Genomic DNA, 18222 nt, shown 5'->3' on the forward strand with positions numbered 1-18222 from the left:
AATCTCCTAAAATTCAACTGTAATATCTTTTGCGCCCTCTACCATAGGATGAGGCGTTGTTTCAAAACTTAAACGTTCTGATGGAAATAAGCGGGATTCAGAAAGAGTGTAGTCCCATTCTTCTAAAGTACAAAGCCCATCTCCGGTTACAGAACTTTTCAGCATTTTTGCTAATGTTTGTTTCAAGTGCATTTTCAACTGAGAGGTCACAGGAGCTCTCTTACATTCGCCTTTTACAACAATGTGAAGTGTTGGAATCGTTCGTATTAAAGAAGATGTATTTACAAGTTCCCCCTTTAAAACAATCAACGAATTTGTCCCTTGGGTAATCTGAATAGGAGTGATATTTTCTATTTGCAAATTTTCAGTCGGATTTGAGATTGAAAAACCAATTTTTGAAAAAATTTTCCCCGTACTTGGCCAATGCGCAACAATGGTATTCCGAGCCATAAAGAAAGACCCTAGCAATAGAATGAAACCCACAACCATAAGAATCCACATTGTAGGGTAGCGCTTTGCAACCACAACATTCTCTTTTTCGACAAAGAAATCTGCTGTTAAATCTGCCAAAGCTGCCATATCTTCATCTAAGTCTTGGTGCCACGTATGTCGACAAGCAACGCAACGGACAAGCCTTCCTTTTGACCCAATTTCACGTGATTCAATCATGTAGCGTTTCTGACAAGAAGGACAAGTTAGAATCATTTTATTATGAAACTCCGATAATTTTCTTAAATTTTATAAGAATTTTTATTGTGAAAGGCAAGTTTTATGTCCTAAGCTATATTGACTTTTATAAATTGACGTGCAAAGTCAACATATATTCAAACATTTAATTAATGAGAACTTCATGGTTTGGAATTTAAGTTTTTGTCTGCTCGTAAGCTCTTTTCTTATGCTTGTCGGTTGTAGTCCCCGTATTGATCATCGTGGAAAATTACCTGATCTAGCTGAAGTTGCAAAAATAAAGTCTGGTCAAGAAACTAAAGAAGATGTCTTTCGTCTGCTTGGCAGCCCTTCAAGCACAACACTTTTTGATGAAAATACATGGATTTATTATTATAAAGTCACAGAAAGTCTTTCTTTCTTTAAACCAACGTCTCTTGAACAAAAACTTATTATGATTCGCTTTGATGCAACCGATAAAGTAAAAGAGGTTTTAATACAAACAAACCCTGAAGAAGAAATCACTCCAAGCACAGAGATTACACCTTCTGCAGGCTATAACCACCCCCTCCTTCATCAAATATTTGGGAATTTTGGACGGGCCGGTCGCAAAGAAGATCCTAAAAGAGGGAAATAAGATTTTCCTCTTTCTTTAATTGATTAAAAATAAAACAATCGAAAGGTAAACAAATGGCATTTACACTTCCTCCTCTTCCTTATGCACAGGATGCTTTGGAACCCTATCTTTCAGCCCGCACTCTTGACTTTCATCACGGGAAACATCATCAAGCTTATGTCACCAATCTTAATAATCTTCTTACTGACGCGACCGATCTTGCGACCTCTACGTTAGAAGAAATCATTATGCATACAGCTCAAGATCCTTCTAAAAGCAGTATCTTTAATAATGCGGCCCAAATATGGAATCATACATTTTTATGGAATTCCATGATGCCTAATGGGGGCGCAGAACCTCAAGGGGCTTTAGCACTTAAAATAAATGAAGATTTTGGGAGCTTTTCAGAATTTAAAAATGCTTTTAAGCAAGCAGGCATAACACAATTTGGCTCTGGTTGGGCATGGCTTGTATATGAAAATGGAAAATTAAAAATCACAAAAACAGGCAATGCAGATCTTCCAATGGTCCACGGTCAAATGGCCCTTTTAACCTGCGATGTTTGGGAGCATGCGTATTATTTAGATTATCAAAATCGCCGCCCTGATTATTTGGAAACCTTCTTAAATCATCTTATAAACTGGCGTTTTGCTGAAGAAAACTTTTTGAAAGCGATAAAATAAAAATTGTCATAATTTAAGTCCTAAAAAACTAATTTTTTTGATTTGTGATAGAAATTCTAAGAGTTGCATTTTTTGCATAGCTTGATAAATAATTTTACATTTGTCATTCAGGATAAAAAAAGTAAAAATATAAACGAAGTTTTGGCCTTGTAATAATAAAATTGGTTCTTACATTAGTTCCATAGCTAAAATAATATTAAGGAAATATCATGGATCTTGATAAGTTACGTATTTTTTACTATGCAGCAAAAGCCAAGAGTTTCACAAATTGTGAGCTAAATTTAAGCCCTTCAGCTATAAGTCGACATATTAGTGATCTTGAACATCGCCTTAAAGCTCCCTTGTTTTATCGACAAGGCCGAGGACTTAGCCTCACCGATCAGGGCGAAGTTCTTTTTGAATCAACTCATAAAGTTTTTGCAGAACTTGATGCCGCTCGTTCACTCTTAAGTGAGGTTGGTATTGAACCTCAAGGCATATTAAGGATTGCTATTCCGGGCGGTTGGACGACAACTATTCTTATCCAATATATTGCGGAATTTCTAAAGCAATATCCCAAAATTCGACTCCATATGATTCCTATTGAACGCCTTAATGACTTTAATCTTAATGAAGTGGATGCAGCCATTATTCCGTTTATGCCAGATCGACCAACCTGGATTCAGCGTCATCTTATGGAATTCCACTTAAAATTATTTGCAAGCCAAGATTACTTAAATGCTCATGGAACTCCGAAAACCGTAGAAGATCTAGATTCTCATTATATGATCACACATGGAGCAGATGGACATACGCTATCAGATCTTAAGTGGCATCTAACTTTAGGAATGAAAGAAGATAAATTGCGAGAACCTTACATGGTTGTCTGCAGCCCTTACCATGCAGCAGAACAAGGCCTAGGCATTGCTACACTTGCTCAAGAAAATTTACTTCTCAGAAGTGGGAAATTAGTTGAAGTTCTACCTGAGGTGGAAGGCCCTTCTATTGATGCATATTATGTCTATCCTGAGCATTTAAAAGAATCAAAAAAGATCCGCTTATTAGGTGATTACATCGTTGATTTTATAAAGAAAACAAAGAATCTTTCTAATTTACCGAAAGTCGCTTAAAAATTTAAGACTAGAATGCTAAACTTGGCCAAAATTAAAAGTCTATTTAATTTAAAGCCTTCCTTATAAAGTACAAAGGGGTTCTAGTTTGCAGTGGAAAGATCAAGGCATCATTATTGCACTTAAGCGACTTGGTGAAGATAAAATTATTGTCACTTTGTTGACGCATACCCACGGTCGCCATATGGGGGTTACACGACTCAATAAAAAAGCAGAACAAGTTTTTCACCTGGGAAACCTTTGCGATATCTCATGGCAAGCTCGCTTACCCGAACACATGGGTACTTGGCGCCTTGAAAATATCCACAGCGCCTTTGCAATGATTTTCCAAAATCCGCTCCAACTGGAAGCTCTTAATACGGCTTGTGCCCTTATTGATGCCACTCTTCCTGAACGCGAACCTCACGAAGAGATTTTTAATGTTTTTCAAAAATTTCTTTATAATTTAACCCATGAAAATTGGTCTTGGTTTTTGATTGATCTTGAACTTATCCTCCTAAAATATGCCGGGATTTCTTTAGATTTTTCCACATGCGCTGCGACAGGAAGCAAGCAAGATCTTATCTTCATTTCCCCCCGTACAGGACGTGCTGTTTCTAAAATTGCGGGCTCTCCCTATCAAGATCGTCTTTTAAAACTTCCTCCCTGCTTGACAGAATCTAAGAGGCATGAGATTTCTCTTTCAAGTAAGGAATTTTTAGCAGTGCTTGAATTAAATGAATACTTTTTAAATCGTTATTTATTTGGCCTTCATGGGTTAAAATTACCCGAAGCTCGCGAACGCTTTAAAAATCGGCTCGCGCGCCAATCTTATAAATTGAGGTCGGAATGACAGATTCTATTGGTCGAGTTAAAGATACGCTTCTTAATGAAGCTCTTTCTGAGCGCTATTTAAGTTATGCTTTGTCCACCATCACTGCGCGCTCACTTCCTGATGTCAGAGATGGTCTAAAACCTGTTCAAAGACGCATTCTATATGCCATGGGAGAATCTGGGAATACTCAAGATAAACCTTATCGGAAATCAGCAAGTGCTGTGGGTTATGTGATGATGAAATATCACCCCCATGGCAATGATCCGATTTATGAATCCATGGTCCGTATGGCCCAAGATTTCTCTCTCCGTTACCTGATGATTGATGGCCAGGGAAATTTCGGAAGCTTGGATGGCGATAACGCTGCAGCCATGCGATATACCGAAGCTCGTCTTACATTAGCCGCCGCCTATATGCTTGAAGGTATTTATGAAGAAGCTGTTGATTTTAAAAAAACTTATAACAATGAGACTGAAGAACCTCTCGTCCTTCCAGCTAAATTCCCCAATCTTTTAGCAAATGGCGCAGTAGGTATTGCTGTAGGCATGGCAACTAACATTCCGCCTCATAACGTAGGGGAAATTTGTGCGGCGCTTCAACTTCTCCTTAAAGATTCAACTGTTTCCATTTCTCAACTTCTTCAAGTACTCCCTGGGCCAGATTTCCCCACGGGAGGTTTACTTGTCGAACCCCATGAGAATATTTTAAAAGCTTATGAGACTGGCCGAGGTAGTTTCCGGTTACGTTCACGATATGAGATTGAACCTCTCAAAGGAGGCTCATATCAAATTGTCGTCACTGAAATTCCTTATCAAGTCCAAAAAGCACGCTTGATTGAAAAAATCGCAGATTTAATTGTTGAGAAGAAAATTCCCCTTCTCAGCGACGTGAGAGACGAATCAGCTGAAGATATAAGACTCATTCTTATCCCTAAGAATCGTACTATTGATCCTTTGATCCTGATGGAAGCTCTTTACCGACAAACAGATCTTGAAATTCGTTTTAATATGAACATGAACGTCCTAGATGAAGGACGCATTCCGAAGGTGATGAACTTAAAAGAAGTTTTGCAGGCTTTTCTTAAACATCGTCAGCAAGTTTTACAGCGGACATCCAACTATCGTCTTAAGCAAATTGATCATCGTCTTGAGGTTCTTCAAGGATATCAAATTGCTTACTTAAATTTAGATGAAGTTATTCGCATTATCCGAGAAGAGGATGATCCGAAGCTTGAAATGCAAAAGCGGTGGGCTCTCTCAGATATTCAAGTAGAAGCTATTTTAAATATGCGTCTACGCACATTGCGAAAACTTGAAGAGATTGAAATCCTCAAAGAACTCCAAGCCCTTGAACAAGAAAAAATAGAACTTCAAGAACTACTTTCATCAGAAAAACAACAATGGCATACCATCGCGAAAGAAATTAAAGAAATAGAAAAAGGATTTGGCTCCGCACATCCTTTTGGAAAACGTCGGACAACTTTTGAAACAGCTCCTCAGCTTGCGGATGTTCCACTTGAAGCCTTTTTAGAAAAAGAGCCTGTTACGATTGTCTGTTCAAATAAAAATTGGATTCGTACCCTTAAAGGACATCAGCTTACGCATGAGGATATAAAATATAAAGAAGGAGATGAAGAACGTTTTATTCTTGAAGGTGAGACAACTGACAAACTTTTAATTTTTTCTTCAAACGGTCGTTTCTACACGTTGGGGATTGATAAACTTCCAAGTGGTAGAGGTCATGGAGAAGCTTTACGCCTTTTAATTGATCTTGGGAATGAGGATGAAATCCTTTCCGTATTTGTCATTAAAGCTAACATGCTTGATCAAAAATACTTAGTCGCAACTTCAGACGGGAAAGGCTTTATCGTCGAAACTCAAGAAGCGCTTGCTCAAACAAAAATGGGCAAACAAGTTCTTATACTAAATGAGGAGGTGAAAGCTGAAAAATGCGTTCCTGTTGTAGGCGATCATGTAGCGATTATTGGAACTAATCGTAAGTTATTAATTTTTCCTATTACTGAAATTCCTCAACTTTCCCGAGGTAAAGGAGTCATTCTACAGAAATATAAAGGGGCCGTTTTTTCAGATTTAAAGGTCTTTACACTCAGCCAAGGTTTAAGTTGGGTTTATGGAAATCAAAACCGAACGGTTACAGATTTACGTCCTTGGCTTGGCACTCGAGCTCAAACAGGGAAACTTCCGCCTTTCGGTTTCCCTAAAGATAATAAATTTTAAAGATATTTTCCAAACTTTATAACAAGTCTAATAATTTAGACTTAAAAATGTGAAAGATTAAATCTGAATTGCGTTAATGATCTCATCATATGGTCTGGTAATTCAGCTTTAAAAACCCTCGATTTTCCTCGGGGATCTGTAAATTCAATTTGATGGGCATGAAGATGAAGAGTAAAGCGATTCCCCTCAGGATGTGCTTTTTTACCGCCATACTTCCCATCTCCTAAAACCGGGGCCCCTATCTCAGCACAATGAAGCCGCAACTGATGCATTCTTCCTGTCATCGGCGTAAGTTTAAGTAAAGATAAGTTATTTTGAGTTTCAAGAACTTGATAATGAGTGATAGCTTGCGAACCCTCATCAAAATCTACAACCATACGCTCACCTGTTTTTCCAGGAAGTTTACACATTGGAAGGCTAATCGTTCCTTTATTTTTCTTCAGGGAACCAACAACAAGAGCAATATAAGTTTTGGTAACCTCGCCTTCCTTAAACATTTGTGTCATCCAACGCGCGTCTTCAAGAGTTTTCGCCAACAAGAGAAGGCCACTTGTATCCTTATCTAAGCGATGCGTAAGTTTAGGAGCTGCCGGAAAAAGAGCTGTCATAATTTGATCAACACTTTCCTTAATCCCTGTGCCTCCTTGTGTTGCCAAACCTTGCGGCTTATTAAGCACAATCCACTGATCATTTTGATACACTATAGCTTCTTGAACTTTTCTTAAAATTTGAGGGCTTAGAGGTTTTTGTATGGGTGATTGTGGTTTTTCAATCAGTGACGTATAAGAAGGAAGTCTGAGTTCTTGATTGAGTAACAAATTCTCATTTCCCTTAACTCTCTTTCCATTAAGACGAATCTGACCTGTTCTCAACCATTTTTGTAATTGGTTAAAAGGCATCCCTTGATAGTAACGTTTTAACCAATTCAACAAACGCATATCTACGTCGTTAGCAGAAATGATCACTTGTTGAACTGTCATCTTTTTTCTTTCTCTTTTTAGAATCTAGAGTACTCTGAATTCAACTGATATATAAACACGCAAAATTCAATGAATACTTTCGAAAAAAATATCATAAGTATCTATGGTCGTAGAGGACAAGAATGGCTTCATCGCCTTCCAGATTTGGTATGTCAAATTTCTCAAATTTGGAATTTAACTCATCTACAGCCCATAGAAACAATGACTTATAACTATGTCTTATCAGGTTTTCAAAAAGAAAACCCCATCATTTTAAAATTATCTCTTGATGCAGAACGTTTACAAACAGAAGAGACAACTTTAAAATTTTTCTCCAAATATGGCGCGTTTCAGTTCTTCATTCTGATAAGCATGCTCTCTTGTTAGAACAACTTATACCAGGCCTTTCTTTAAAGACTTATCTTCCTGATCGAAAAGATGAAGCTCGTCTTTTCATGTGTCAAACAATGGAAAGGCTTCATCAAGCCCCTCTCTCTCAAAATGCTAGAACCTCATTTCCTGCTATAGCGGATCTTTTAAAAACCCTGGATAAAGAATGGAATATTCCTCATGAATATCTTGTGAAAGCCCGGTTTTTAAAAAATAGACTCCTTACTCATTCTCGACCGCATGTCTTGCTACATGGAGATTTACATCACGATAATATTCTTTTACAGGATAAAAAATGGATCGTCATTGATCCCCAAGGGGTTATCGGCCCCCCGATGAGTGAAATCTGGGCTTTTATTATCGATCCCATTGCCGACACAGAATACGTAGCCACTTATTTTAATGACTCTCTGAGCACTGTTCGGGAATGGTATTTTGTTCGCCTTATACTGGCAAGTTGTTGGAATTTAGAAGATCGCCTTAGTCCCGAACGTTTTCTAGAATTAGCAAAAAAGATCTTCCCTTTCGTATAACACCCCCCTTTATCTTAGCTTGAGGTCTTTTTATCGAGGGGAAAAGTAGTTGATTTTATACATCTAATGTAATCCTTGTAGGCATTTAATCTATCTTCGGGAGGAAGTTCTGAGAAAATAATTTCCTCCGTAGAAATTTTTAAACCAGCATCTGCCTGTATATCTCCCCTACGCTCTCCACCTAAAGTTCCTAAGGCTGCCTCAGAAAATCCGGCACCACAGGCTATTACCTTGTCCCGAAGGTTTGTATTTTTTATGCCTTGATCTTGAAAAGAACATCCACCCAAAAGAAAAATACCCCCAAATAAAAAGTATTTTTTATATAAATTTGTCATTTTACCCCCCTATTATTTAAATATTTTTTATAATTTAATAATATAAGATGATATTTTTATAATAAAGTTTCAAATTTAAATGTTTTTCTACTTCAATTAAAAATTAATACTTCGAAGATAATAATTAATATTCTTATATTTTATTTAGGAAGTATGTTTTTGAGAGATGGTGGGCCCGGTAGGATTCGAACCTACGACAACACCGTTATGAGCGGTGCGTTCTAACCCCTGAACTACAGGCCCTGCTCCCGCAAACTATTCAGCTTTTAGACTTACGTCAAGGGTTTGAAGTAAAAAGTCTAAAATTTATTAAATTTTAAGTTGACCAAATGAGTTGATGCCCTTAAGTTCATGTTGTTCCAACTAAGTGGGGCATTTAGCTCAGTCGGTAGAGCACCTGACTTTTAATCAGGGAGTCATAGGTTCGAATCCTATAATGCCCACCATTTTCTGCAAGTATTTTTGACTCTTATTATGATATATTCCTTTATTAACTTAATTAAACACTGAGATGGACTCCTTTTTGACGAAAAAGAAACAAGTATCTTTCAGAGATCCCACGACACGATTTCTTGTTAAACGGCTGCTTACAGATTATACACGCCCTTATATAGGTCGAATATGTCTAGGCCTTATTTCAATGATTATTGTTGCCGCAACTTCTGTTTCTTCAGCTAAACTTATTGAACCTATCATCAATGATATTTTTGTCGCCAAAGATGCCACTATGATATGGCCCCTTACAGTAGGGATATGCGTCGTCTTTCTATTAAAAGGCCTTTCTACTTATGCAGAATCAGTCACGATGGCGTATGTTGGACAACGCATTATTGCCGATCTTCAAGCTGACCTTTTTAATCATCTTCTTGAAGGTGACCTTGCTTTCTATCATGCAACGCCCAGCGGTGAAATTGTTTCAAGATTTATGAACGACGTCACTAAATTACATACTGCTGTCACTGGAACTTTAACCAATATTGGAAAAGATGGCTTAATGCTTATTGGTTTTATTGGGTTTATGTTTTATCAAGACTGGTTTATGGCCTCAATCTCATTTTTCGTTGTCCCTGTCGCTATCTTACCCGTGGTAAAAATTGGTAAAAAAATGCGAAAGGCTTCTGCTAACATTCAAAAAGAAACAGCAACATTAACAATTTTACTAACTCAAGCTTTTCAAGGCATTCGACTTATTAAGTCCTATTGCATGGAGAAATATGAACGTCATAAAATTCACGAAACAATTGAAGAAATTTGCCGTAAAAATTTAAAAGCTGTCCGCGTGCGTGCAGCCTCACATCCGATTATGGAATTTTTAGGGGGCCTTGCAATTGCTCTTGTTATTATTTACGGAGGTCACGCCGTTGTCCGAGGTCAGCAAAATCCTGGAACTTTTTTTTCATTTATCACAGCTCTTTTAATGATGTATGAACCTTTGAAGCGCTTAGCAAATTTAAATGCTAACCTTCAAGATCAATTAGCCTCTGCAAGCCGTGTCTTTGAATTCCTTGATTTAAAAGCTCAAGTGGTTGATTTACCTCAAGCAAAAATGGCAAAAATTACTAAAGGCGAAATTCGTTTTGATAATGTAAATTTTTCCTACAATAAAGAATCTCAAATCCTCAACTTACTTACCTTTGAAATACCTGCTGGAAAAACTGTTGCTCTTGTGGGAACAAGTGGAGCTGGCAAATCCACAATCATGAATCTTATTCCTCGCTTCTATGATGTTACTGAAGGGGAAATTACCATTGACGGTGTTGATGTTCGGCACTTAAATCTTACATCCCTCCGTCAAAATATTGCTTTAGTAAGTCAAGACGTTATTTTATTCGATGATACAATTCGAAGAAATATTGAATTCGGTTATCCTGGCGCCTCTGAAAATGCAATTATTGAAGCAGCTAAAGCGGCTGCAGCTCATGAATTTATTATTGAACTCCCTCAAGGATACGATACGCCTGTTGGAGAACATGGTGTTCGACTCTCAGGAGGACAACGTCAGCGACTTTCGATTGCAAGAGCGATCCTCAAAAATGCGCCCATTCTTTTATTAGACGAACCTACATCCGCTCTCGATGCAGAATCTGAACGAAAAGTGAAACTTGCTTTAAAAACTCTGATGACGAAGCGTACGACTCTTATTATCGCTCATCGCCTCGCCACCATCGTAAGTGCGGATATCATCTATGTTATTGAAAACGGCCAAGTGATTGCTTCAGGAAAACATCATGAGTTAATAACAAATAACTCCCGATATGCCCAGCTTTGTAAAGCTCAATTTGCTGAGCCACACATACGAGAAAAATAAATGCGTTTTTTCAAAAAACTTTTAAAAAATCCTTTCATCATTCGTGGCTTTTCTCACTTAATTGCTTATTATATAAAGTTTGTCTTTATTACTTCAAAGCAACAATGGATTAATCGAGAAGCCATGGATAATCTTCTTCATTCAAATACTCCTTTTATCCTCTGTTTTTGGCACAATCGTTTATTAATGATGAGTTTTTCTTGGGCTGGCAAAAAAAATAAAATGTATATGTTAATCTCTGCTCATCGAGATGGACTTTTAATTTCAGAAACTGTTAAACATTATGGAATCTTAAGCGTGGCAGGCTCTTCGACAAAAGGTGGTACCCAAGCCCTTCGTCATTTATTAAGGCTTTTAAAAGACCAAAATTGTATTGGAATTACACCAGATGGTCCACGAGGTCCACGTTTTAAAGCAAGAGGAGGCGTTGTACAGATTGCAAAATTAGCAGGCTGTCCTATTCTTCCAATAAGCTATTCAACGACACGTCGACGAGTTATAAATTCTTGGGATAGGTTCATTCTTGCTCTTCCTTTTGGTAAAAATATTTTTATTACAGGAGATCCGATTTATGTTTCACCTTCTGCTACAGAAGAAGAAACTCAAGAGGCTCTTTTAAAAGTTGAAACCGCACTCAAACATATTTCTAACCATGCAGATCAACTTTGCGGACATGCCCCTATCCTCGCAGATGAAGAAAAGTAATGCTTTTATCCATTTATCGTTTTCTAACATCTTATTTAATAGAACCTTTCCTTAAACACCATGTACATCTACGCCTGAAAAAAGGCAAAGAAGATGCCACTCGCTATAGGGAAAGATATGGTGTTCCCACCTTAAAAAGACCCCCAGGATCTTTAATTTGGTTTCATGCTGCCAGTGTTGGGGAATCGTTATCTATCTTGACCTTGGTTGACCATTTAAATCGACGCTATCCCACCTTAAATTTTTTAATAACAACGAGTACAATGAGTTCTGCAAAATTAATTGAACAACGCCTTCCAAAAAAATCTTTTCATCAATTTGTTCCTTTTGATGCTAAAAGATGGGTTCGTCGATTTCTTGCTTATTGGCAACCTTCTCTTGCTATATGGATTGAATCAGAACTCTGGCCAAATCTTACGTTAGAGACATTCAGCCAAAAAATTCCCTTGATCCTTCTAAATGCGCGACTTTCTGATCGCTCTTATCAACGATGGCGTTGGCTAAAAGGGTTTATAAAATCTCTTCTAAACTGTTTTGCCTTCTGCATATCCCCCTCTTCAGAACAAGCTTCCCGATTAAAATCCTTAGGTGCCTCTAACGTCATTACAATCGGGAATCTAAAATTTTCATCAAACCCTTTAAGTTATCAAGAAAATGACTTAAAAGAATTGCAAACGAAAATTAAACAACGCCCTACTTGGCTGGCTGCAAGTACACATCCTTCTGAAGAAATTCTCATTTCAGAAGCTCATGCTTTGATCCGTCAGAATTATCCTGACCTTCTTACGATGATTATCCCTCGACATCCTGAAAGAGGAAGTGAAATTATCGAACAGCTTCATAAAAATTTTAAGATTGCCAGACGCGCTATGGGAGAACTTCCCTCTAATGATACTGAAATCTATTTATGCGATACGTTAGGAGAAACAGGACTTTTTTATCGCTTAAACGATATCGTTTTTGTCGGAGGCTCTCTTGTTCCTATCGGAGGTCATAATCTCATTGAACCTGCTTTACTTCATTCTGTTATCTTGCATGGACCTTATACTCATAAATCACGTGAATTAGTTGCTTTATTCCAAACTCATCAAGCAAGTATTGAAATTAAAGATTCTACGCAACTTGCTGAAAAAGTTATTGAATTACTAAATAATTCTCATTTATGCCAAAAATTATCTCAGGCTGCTTTTGATCTTGCTTCAGCTCAAAATAAAACGCTTGAACAAGTAATCAAAGTTTTATCTCCTTATCTCAATCAAATAGGAGAGCAATCATGAAAGCACCTCTTTTTTGGAAAAATAAAGGAAGTTTATACGAGAAATTTCTTTCACCTTTAGCTGCTGTCTATCGCTTGATCACTTCTCAAAGAGAAAAATTTACACAAAAAATAAAAGTCCCTATCCCTGTCATCTGTGTGGGGAACATCGTTATGGGAGGCACAGGAAAAACCCCCCTCACTAAAATGATTGCCACCACACTGAAAGAACAAGGTTTTAATGCTCATATTTTATCAAGAGGATATGGCGGAAATCTCAAGGGGCCCCTTTTAGTTGACGTATCTTCTCATACAGCTCAAGAAGTAGGAGATGAACCTCTTTTATTGGCTCAAACTATTCCAACATGGATTGCTAAGAACAAAGCTAAAGGCGCTAAAGCTGCCACAAAAGCAGGAGCAGAAATTTTAATCTTAGATGATGGCTTACAAAACCCAATGCTTCATAAAGATTTTTCAATTCTCGTTGTGAATGGTGAGTATGGCCTGGGAAATGAGCGCATTTTTCCTGCAGGTCCTCTGAGAGAACCTGTTGAAAATGCCATTAAGAAAGTAAATATTATTATGGTGATGGGGAAAGATCGCCACGTCCTAGAAAAAAGATGGCTTGGGGTTTGTCCTATTTTTCATGGAGATCTTCATCCTTTTGAAAACGATATCCAAACCTTAAAAAACAGTCCTATTTATGCTTTTGCAGGGATCGGACACCCCGAAAAATTTTTTGCAATGTTACGTCACTATGGCCTTCATGTAATCGCAGAAAAAGCTTTCCCTGATCATTATTTTTTTAAGTCTCGCGATTTAAATGAATTACGAGCCCAAGCGAAACACCTTAAAGCTCAATTGGTCACAACTGAAAAGGATTTCTTACGTCTTCCTCATGACATACAATCAGAAGTAAAAATAATTCGTGCTCATGTAATGATTGAAGAAGAAAGTTTATTTTCAAACCTTATCTATAAAGCTGTAACTCATGAAAAAAAAATCTAATAACTTCCTCCGATTTTTTATCGACCTTGTGCAATTTCTCATCATAGGGATTATCTATGTTGTATTTTATTACTTACCTTTTTCCTGGGTCTCGAATGGAATTGGTTTTATTGCAAGATTTTCTTTAATTTATCTCCCTTTCTCGCAGCGTGCTTATAAAAATATTGAACTTGTAATGCCTGAACTTTCTTTTCCTGAACGTAAGAAAATTGTTGCGGGCATGTGGGAGAATTTTGCCCGCACTTTTTTTGAATATATGTCTCTTGCACGCTTTAAAATTTATAAACCGAATAGTCGCGTTGAAGTTGTTGGCAGTGAAATTATTGAACAACTTCATAAAAACGGTGGGCCCGCCATTTTATTCTTAGCTCACCTTGCTCACTGGGAGCTTGCGACAATGGTTGGCACTCAAAAAGGGCTTAAAATTACGCAATTATATAGGCGGCTTAATTACCCTTTAACAGATAAAATCATTAATTTTATTCATAGAAAAATAGCACAAAACGTTATCACGAAAGGTCCTGAAGGCGCTCGAAAAATTCTCGAAACTCTAAAGAAAGGAGAGATTGTTTCTATCCTGTTAGATCAAAAATTAAGAGAAGGGGAATCTATTCCTTTTTTCGGAATTCCTGCGATGACACCTTCTGCTCCAGCCCGTATAGCTTTAAAATTTGATTGCCCTTTTATCCCCATTCAGGTTGAAAGACTCCCCAATGCTCATTTTCGGGTTACCTATCATCCTCCTCTTAAACCAAGGATTAAAGGGAGTCTCGAAGAGAAAACGACGGATCTCTTAATACAAATGAACGAGCTTTTTGAAAGCTGGATTCGACAACATCCAGAACAATGGTTATGGCTTCACCGCCGATGGCCTAAAAATTTAGTATGAATTTAATTCTATTAGGAATAATTTTCTTAACATGATATTTTGAATTTCTCTTTAAAATAGGGGCTATAAGGGATGCTTTTCATAAGTGACAGATTAAAATCTGTAAAACCTTCTTCAACATTAAGCCTAAGTCAAAAAGCTAGTGAATTGAAGGCTCAAGGGCATGACATTATTTCTTTAACGACAGGTGAACTCGATTTTCCTACACCTTCGTGGATTTGTGAAGCGGCTTGCGAAGCAATGATGCAAGGAGACCTGAGATACACAGCTGTCGGAGGAACTCCTGTTTTAAAACAAGCTATTATTGAAAAATTTAGGCGAGAAAATCATCTTGATTACAAACCTTATGAAATTATAGCGTCCACAGGAGCGAAGCAATCTATCTTCAATGCATTCCTTGCAACAATAGGTCCCAATGATGAAGTGATTGTTCCTGCCCCCTATTGGGTTTCTTATCTAGATATTGTGTATTTGGCTGAAGGAAAGCCTATTATCATTGATTGCCCACAAGAGGATCAATTTAAAATTACGCCACAAGCCTTGGAAAAAAGTATCACCCCTCGCACGAAATGGTTGATATTAAATTCTCCCTCAAATCCTACCGGTGCTATTTACACGAAAGCAGAACTTAAAGCGATTGCAGAGGTTTTACTAAAACATCCTCATGTGATGATTTTAAGTGATGATATTTATGAACATGTCCGCTTCAATTCTGAACCCTTTACTGCGATTGCTTCTTTAGAACCTCATTTAAAAGAACGTACATTAACCCTCAACGGCGTTTCTAAGTCATATGGAATGACAGGATGGCGCCTTGGATATGCTGGAGGTCCGCAATGGCTTATTCAAGCAATGACCAACATCCAATCACATTCAACATCTAGTCCAAGCGCTATTTCTCAAGCTGCCGCTGTAGCTGCTCTTAATGGTCCTCAAACATTTTTGGAAAATTGGAACAAAACTCTTCAAGAAAGAAGAAATGTTGTTTTTAATGAAATGAAACAAATTAAGGAATTTTCTTGCGTCCTTCCTGAGGGAGCTTTTTATATGTATATAAATTGCCAAAATGTAATAGGAAAGTCTGTCCTTAAAGGTGAAATCATTAACTCAGATCAAGATTTTGCAAGCTATTTACTTGAAGCTTATGGCATTGCTGTGGTCCCTGGCTCAGCCTTCGGGCTTTCGCCGTATTTTCGCCTCTCTTATGCCACAGATTTAGCAAAATTGCGCATAGCCTGCGAAAGAATAAAAAAGGCTGTTTCAGAGCTTCAAGACTAATTAAAATTATTGAATCAAAGCATTTTATTGGTTTTTATTTCTGATGCAACTTTTTCCAGTGAATACGATTTCAAGTTTTTTAAAAATTGAGCCACATCCATCAAAAATTGATCTCTAATAATGTTTCTTTCATTGGGAATATTATGATAAGCCTCCGAATATGTCTTTTGATGACAAGCAACCATTTTTCCGCAAATCTCTTTATCTCGTGAATTGTTAACGACTTTATCAAGACCTGCCGTCAGAATGAGTGTTGGCACTTTAATTGAATCTAAAAAACCCGGTTTTTGAAGATAATCAATAGATTTAAAAGTCGCATTGACCCAACTATACGTTGGCCCTCCTGTTACCAGAGGCATATTATTTAGGCACAACTCTTTTTGGCATTCATAGCGAAAACGATCTTGTGTGCTCACATTTTTCTCAAATCCCACCTCAAGAGGATTATAGTCACCGTATCCAACCGCATACATTTCACCAAGTCCTAATAATAAGGCTGTTCTTGTTAATGCCCGAGCCACACGATAAGGAAAAGGCTTTGTGTGTATATCTAGCATAGGGGAAACAAGAATCATCCCTTCTAGATCTTCTCCATGATCAAGCGCATAACGTAAAGCCATATGGCCTCCAAAAGAAACACCTAGAAAAACTAAAGGAAAGCGTGCGCTTGGTTTTACGACTTGATGCACAATCTGATAAAGATCTTTTAAATAAGTTTCGTAATCATCAATATGAATCTTTTGAGGATTTTCTAAGAGGTGACTTGACCCTCCTTGACCACGCCAATCAAATACCCAAACATCATGCCCTTGAAGCAGCAAATTTTGAATCGTTTCTTGATTTTTTTCAATGAAGGAAGCTCTTCCTTCTAGAAATAAAATTGTCTTGGAATGTAGATTAGGAGTGGAATTTATCCACTTTGCAATTCTAAGGTTCACCCCATCGGGGGTTTTTAAATATTGAAATTGAGGATCTTGGGCGCCACTGAATGTGAAAAAAACAAAAAACAGAAAGATATTTCTTATGGTAGAAAAGTAAGTCATTATAACTCCTAAAGAGATAGCTAGATAGTTACTATAATTTCTTCATTCTTCGATCACAAGCACTAGCTTAAAACTTTTTATATCCTTTCTCGAGAAGGATTGTCTTCTTTAGAATTCATTATTATGTATTACTCTCATAGAATAAAACGTTAGAGATGATTTTGTAAATTTTGTGAAGGATAAAGAGGTATGTTTGAACTACCATTCGGGTTTGATAAACCAGAAGATAGCCCTGGATTTCTTCTATGGCAATCAACTATTATTTGGCAAAGACTTATTAAGAAAGCATTAGATCAGCATAATATTTCTCATTCCCAATTCGTAATTATGGCACTCCTCTTGTGGTTCAAAGGTCATCATTATGATACCACACAAACCCTCATTATAAATTGGTCCAAGCTCGATAAAATGACGGTATCTAAATCTCTTAAGAAGTTGGTTTCTCAAGGATTAGTACAGAGATTTGAACTTGAAACAGACACTCGTGCCAAAACTGTCGTTCTCACAGATAAAGGAGAAAATTTAGTACATCAGCTAGTTCCCATCGTAGAAAAAATTGATGCTGAATTCTTTGGCAAAGTAGTCAAGAATGATAAAAAACTTTTGACTCAGATCCTAAAAAAATTAGCTACAGATAACTGATGATTAACCAAGATAGATAAAAATGGGATTTCAAATTATATCAACAAACTAGTGTATTTATGCCCAAACATTAAGAATAATATTGAATTATTAGTAAACTTGGATATAATCTATCTATATAATATAATTTATATGTGTCCAAAAAATAATTAAATCAATTTGTTATATAATTTTATGGAGTATAAAAATGAAGTCTATAATTAAAGTTTTTAGTTTTTTATTTTTACTAATTTCGTTTATTAAAACCACAGAAGCTACAGAGGAAAGCGTGTGGAAAAAATCATCTAGCAAGACTTATACAGATGTAAATAAAGAAGACATTTGGCATTTATGGGAAGACGTTAATAACTGGCCACAATGGAATAAAGGAATCGATTCTTCACAAATAGAGGGTCCTTTCATCGTTGGGAACTTTTTTAAGTTAACCCCAAAAGGCGGAAAAGAAGTTAAGATAGTGCTGACTGAGATTGAAGAAGGCTCGAAATTCACAGACTGCACAACTTTCTCTGATCCGGATGCTGAGATGTACGACACTCATGTTATGGAAGAAACTTCAGAGGGATTACGGCTTACGAATACATTAGTTGTTACAGGGCCAGGTCAATCAGTATGGATTGAGCGTGTCGCGCAACACCTTGCTGATAACGCCCTTGATAAAATGGATGCTCTTGTACAACTTGCCAGAGAAAGAAATAAATAACAGATCATAGAAATACTTGGGGTGTTTTCAAAGAGTATACATGTCAGATCTA

At 37.1% G+C, this 18222-nt stretch carries 19 protein-coding genes and 2 tRNA genes; 16 read left to right on the top strand and 5 right to left on the bottom strand.

Going from position 1 to position 18222, the window contains the following annotated elements; all coding sequences use genetic code 11:
- Positions 1 to 6: 6 nt before the first annotated feature.
- Positions 7 to 669, bottom strand: coding sequence for a hypothetical protein (locus tag J0H12_01135; protein MBN9412519.1), 663 nt, complete (start codon positions 667 to 669; stop codon positions 7 to 9).
- 181 nt (positions 670 to 850) lie between these two features.
- Between J0H12_01135 and J0H12_01140 the strand changes: the two genes are divergently transcribed.
- The 5 genes from J0H12_01140 (at position 851) to parC (ending at position 6125) form a co-directional block, all read left to right on the top strand.
- Positions 851 to 1303 (top strand): outer membrane protein assembly factor BamE, encoded by a 453-nt coding sequence (locus tag J0H12_01140; GenBank protein ID MBN9412520.1) that lies wholly within the window; start codon positions 851 to 853, stop codon positions 1301 to 1303.
- 53 nt (positions 1304 to 1356) lie between these two features.
- A complete protein-coding gene (locus tag J0H12_01145) occupies positions 1357 to 1965 on the top strand; it encodes a superoxide dismutase (protein MBN9412521.1) in 609 nt (202 codons plus the stop codon).
- Positions 1966 to 2174: 209 nt separating this feature from the next.
- Positions 2175 to 3074, top strand: a complete 900-nt coding sequence (locus J0H12_01150; protein ID MBN9412522.1) for a LysR family transcriptional regulator — start codon at positions 2175 to 2177, stop codon at positions 3072 to 3074.
- A gap of 88 nt (positions 3075 to 3162) precedes the next feature.
- A complete protein-coding gene (recO, locus tag J0H12_01155) occupies positions 3163 to 3906 on the top strand; it encodes a DNA repair protein RecO (protein ID MBN9412523.1) in 744 nt (247 codons plus the stop codon).
- Complete coding sequence (gene parC / locus J0H12_01160; GenBank protein MBN9412524.1) at positions 3903 to 6125, top strand: DNA topoisomerase IV subunit A; 2223 nt, start codon at positions 3903 to 3905, stop codon at positions 6123 to 6125. The genes recO and parC overlap by 4 nt, the downstream gene beginning before the upstream one ends.
- A gap of 41 nt (positions 6126 to 6166) precedes the next feature.
- Here the strand turns inward: parC and J0H12_01165 are convergent, their stop codons facing one another.
- On the bottom strand, positions 6167 to 7105 hold the full coding sequence (locus J0H12_01165; protein MBN9412525.1) for an RluA family pseudouridine synthase: 939 nt from the start codon (positions 7103 to 7105) through the stop codon (positions 6167 to 6169).
- 69 nt (positions 7106 to 7174) lie between these two features.
- On the opposite strand from J0H12_01165, the gene J0H12_01170 reads away from it, so the two are divergent.
- Together J0H12_01170 and J0H12_01175 are read left to right on the top strand one after the other, a co-directional pair.
- Positions 7175 to 7471, top strand: a complete 297-nt coding sequence (locus J0H12_01170; protein MBN9412526.1) for a hypothetical protein — start codon at positions 7175 to 7177, stop codon at positions 7469 to 7471.
- Positions 7465 to 8007 (top strand): phosphotransferase, encoded by a 543-nt coding sequence (locus tag J0H12_01175; protein ID MBN9412527.1) that lies wholly within the window; start codon positions 7465 to 7467, stop codon positions 8005 to 8007. Before J0H12_01170 ends, J0H12_01175 begins: the two co-directional genes overlap by 7 nt.
- A gap of 14 nt (positions 8008 to 8021) precedes the next feature.
- Here the strand turns inward: J0H12_01175 and J0H12_01180 are convergent, their stop codons facing one another.
- A complete protein-coding gene (locus J0H12_01180; protein ID MBN9412528.1) occupies positions 8022 to 8342 on the bottom strand; it encodes a hypothetical protein in 321 nt (106 codons plus the stop codon).
- A 167-nt stretch (positions 8343 to 8509) separates the two neighbouring features.
- Positions 8510 to 8585: transfer RNA gene (locus J0H12_01185), tRNA-Ile, on the bottom strand.
- A 127-nt stretch (positions 8586 to 8712) separates the two neighbouring features.
- Here J0H12_01185 and J0H12_01190 point away from each other — a divergent pair.
- From J0H12_01190 to J0H12_01220, 7 genes are all read left to right on the top strand, one after another.
- Positions 8713 to 8788 (top strand) — tRNA-Lys (locus J0H12_01190).
- A 77-nt stretch (positions 8789 to 8865) separates the two neighbouring features.
- Positions 8866 to 10650 carry an ABC transporter ATP-binding protein gene (locus tag J0H12_01195; protein MBN9412529.1) on the top strand — a complete coding sequence of 595 codons (1785 nt, stop codon included), beginning with the start codon at positions 8866 to 8868 and terminating at the stop codon, positions 10648 to 10650.
- Complete coding sequence (locus J0H12_01200) at positions 10651 to 11355, top strand: lysophospholipid acyltransferase family protein (GenBank protein MBN9412530.1); 705 nt, start codon at positions 10651 to 10653, stop codon at positions 11353 to 11355.
- The gene (locus tag J0H12_01205) at positions 11355 to 12632 is read left to right on the top strand and encodes a 3-deoxy-D-manno-octulosonic acid transferase (protein ID MBN9412531.1); all 1278 of its coding nucleotides are present in this window, start codon (positions 11355 to 11357) and stop codon (positions 12630 to 12632) included. The genes J0H12_01200 and J0H12_01205 overlap by 1 nt, the downstream gene beginning before the upstream one ends.
- A complete protein-coding gene (locus tag J0H12_01210) occupies positions 12629 to 13618 on the top strand; it encodes a tetraacyldisaccharide 4'-kinase (GenBank protein MBN9412532.1) in 990 nt (329 codons plus the stop codon). The genes J0H12_01205 and J0H12_01210 overlap by 4 nt, the downstream gene beginning before the upstream one ends.
- Complete coding sequence (locus tag J0H12_01215) at positions 13602 to 14507, top strand: lysophospholipid acyltransferase family protein (GenBank protein MBN9412533.1); 906 nt, start codon at positions 13602 to 13604, stop codon at positions 14505 to 14507. Before J0H12_01210 ends, J0H12_01215 begins: the two co-directional genes overlap by 17 nt.
- 72 nt (positions 14508 to 14579) lie before the next feature.
- A complete protein-coding gene (locus tag J0H12_01220; protein ID MBN9412534.1) occupies positions 14580 to 15785 on the top strand; it encodes a pyridoxal phosphate-dependent aminotransferase in 1206 nt (401 codons plus the stop codon).
- Between the two features lie 14 nt (positions 15786 to 15799).
- Here J0H12_01220 and J0H12_01225 read toward each other — a convergent pair whose 3' ends face one another.
- Positions 15800 to 16828, bottom strand: a complete 1029-nt coding sequence (locus J0H12_01225) for an alpha/beta hydrolase (protein MBN9412535.1) — start codon at positions 16826 to 16828, stop codon at positions 15800 to 15802.
- 189 nt (positions 16829 to 17017) lie between these two features.
- On the opposite strand from J0H12_01225, the gene J0H12_01230 reads away from it, so the two are divergent.
- Positions 17018 to 17470: a winged helix-turn-helix transcriptional regulator gene (locus J0H12_01230; GenBank protein ID MBN9412536.1), complete on the top strand. Its 453-nt coding sequence runs from the start codon at positions 17018 to 17020 to the stop codon at positions 17468 to 17470.
- Positions 17471 to 17657: 187 nt separating this feature from the next.
- Positions 17658 to 18170, top strand: coding sequence for a hypothetical protein (locus tag J0H12_01235; GenBank protein MBN9412537.1), 513 nt, complete (start codon positions 17658 to 17660; stop codon positions 18168 to 18170).
- Positions 18171 to 18222: the final 52 nt, after the last annotated feature.

The sequence above is a fragment of the Candidatus Paracaedimonas acanthamoebae genome, assembly GCA_017307065.1.
In the GTDB taxonomy this organism is placed as follows: Bacteria; Pseudomonadota; Alphaproteobacteria; order Caedimonadales; family Caedimonadaceae; genus Paracaedimonas; species Paracaedimonas acanthamoebae_A.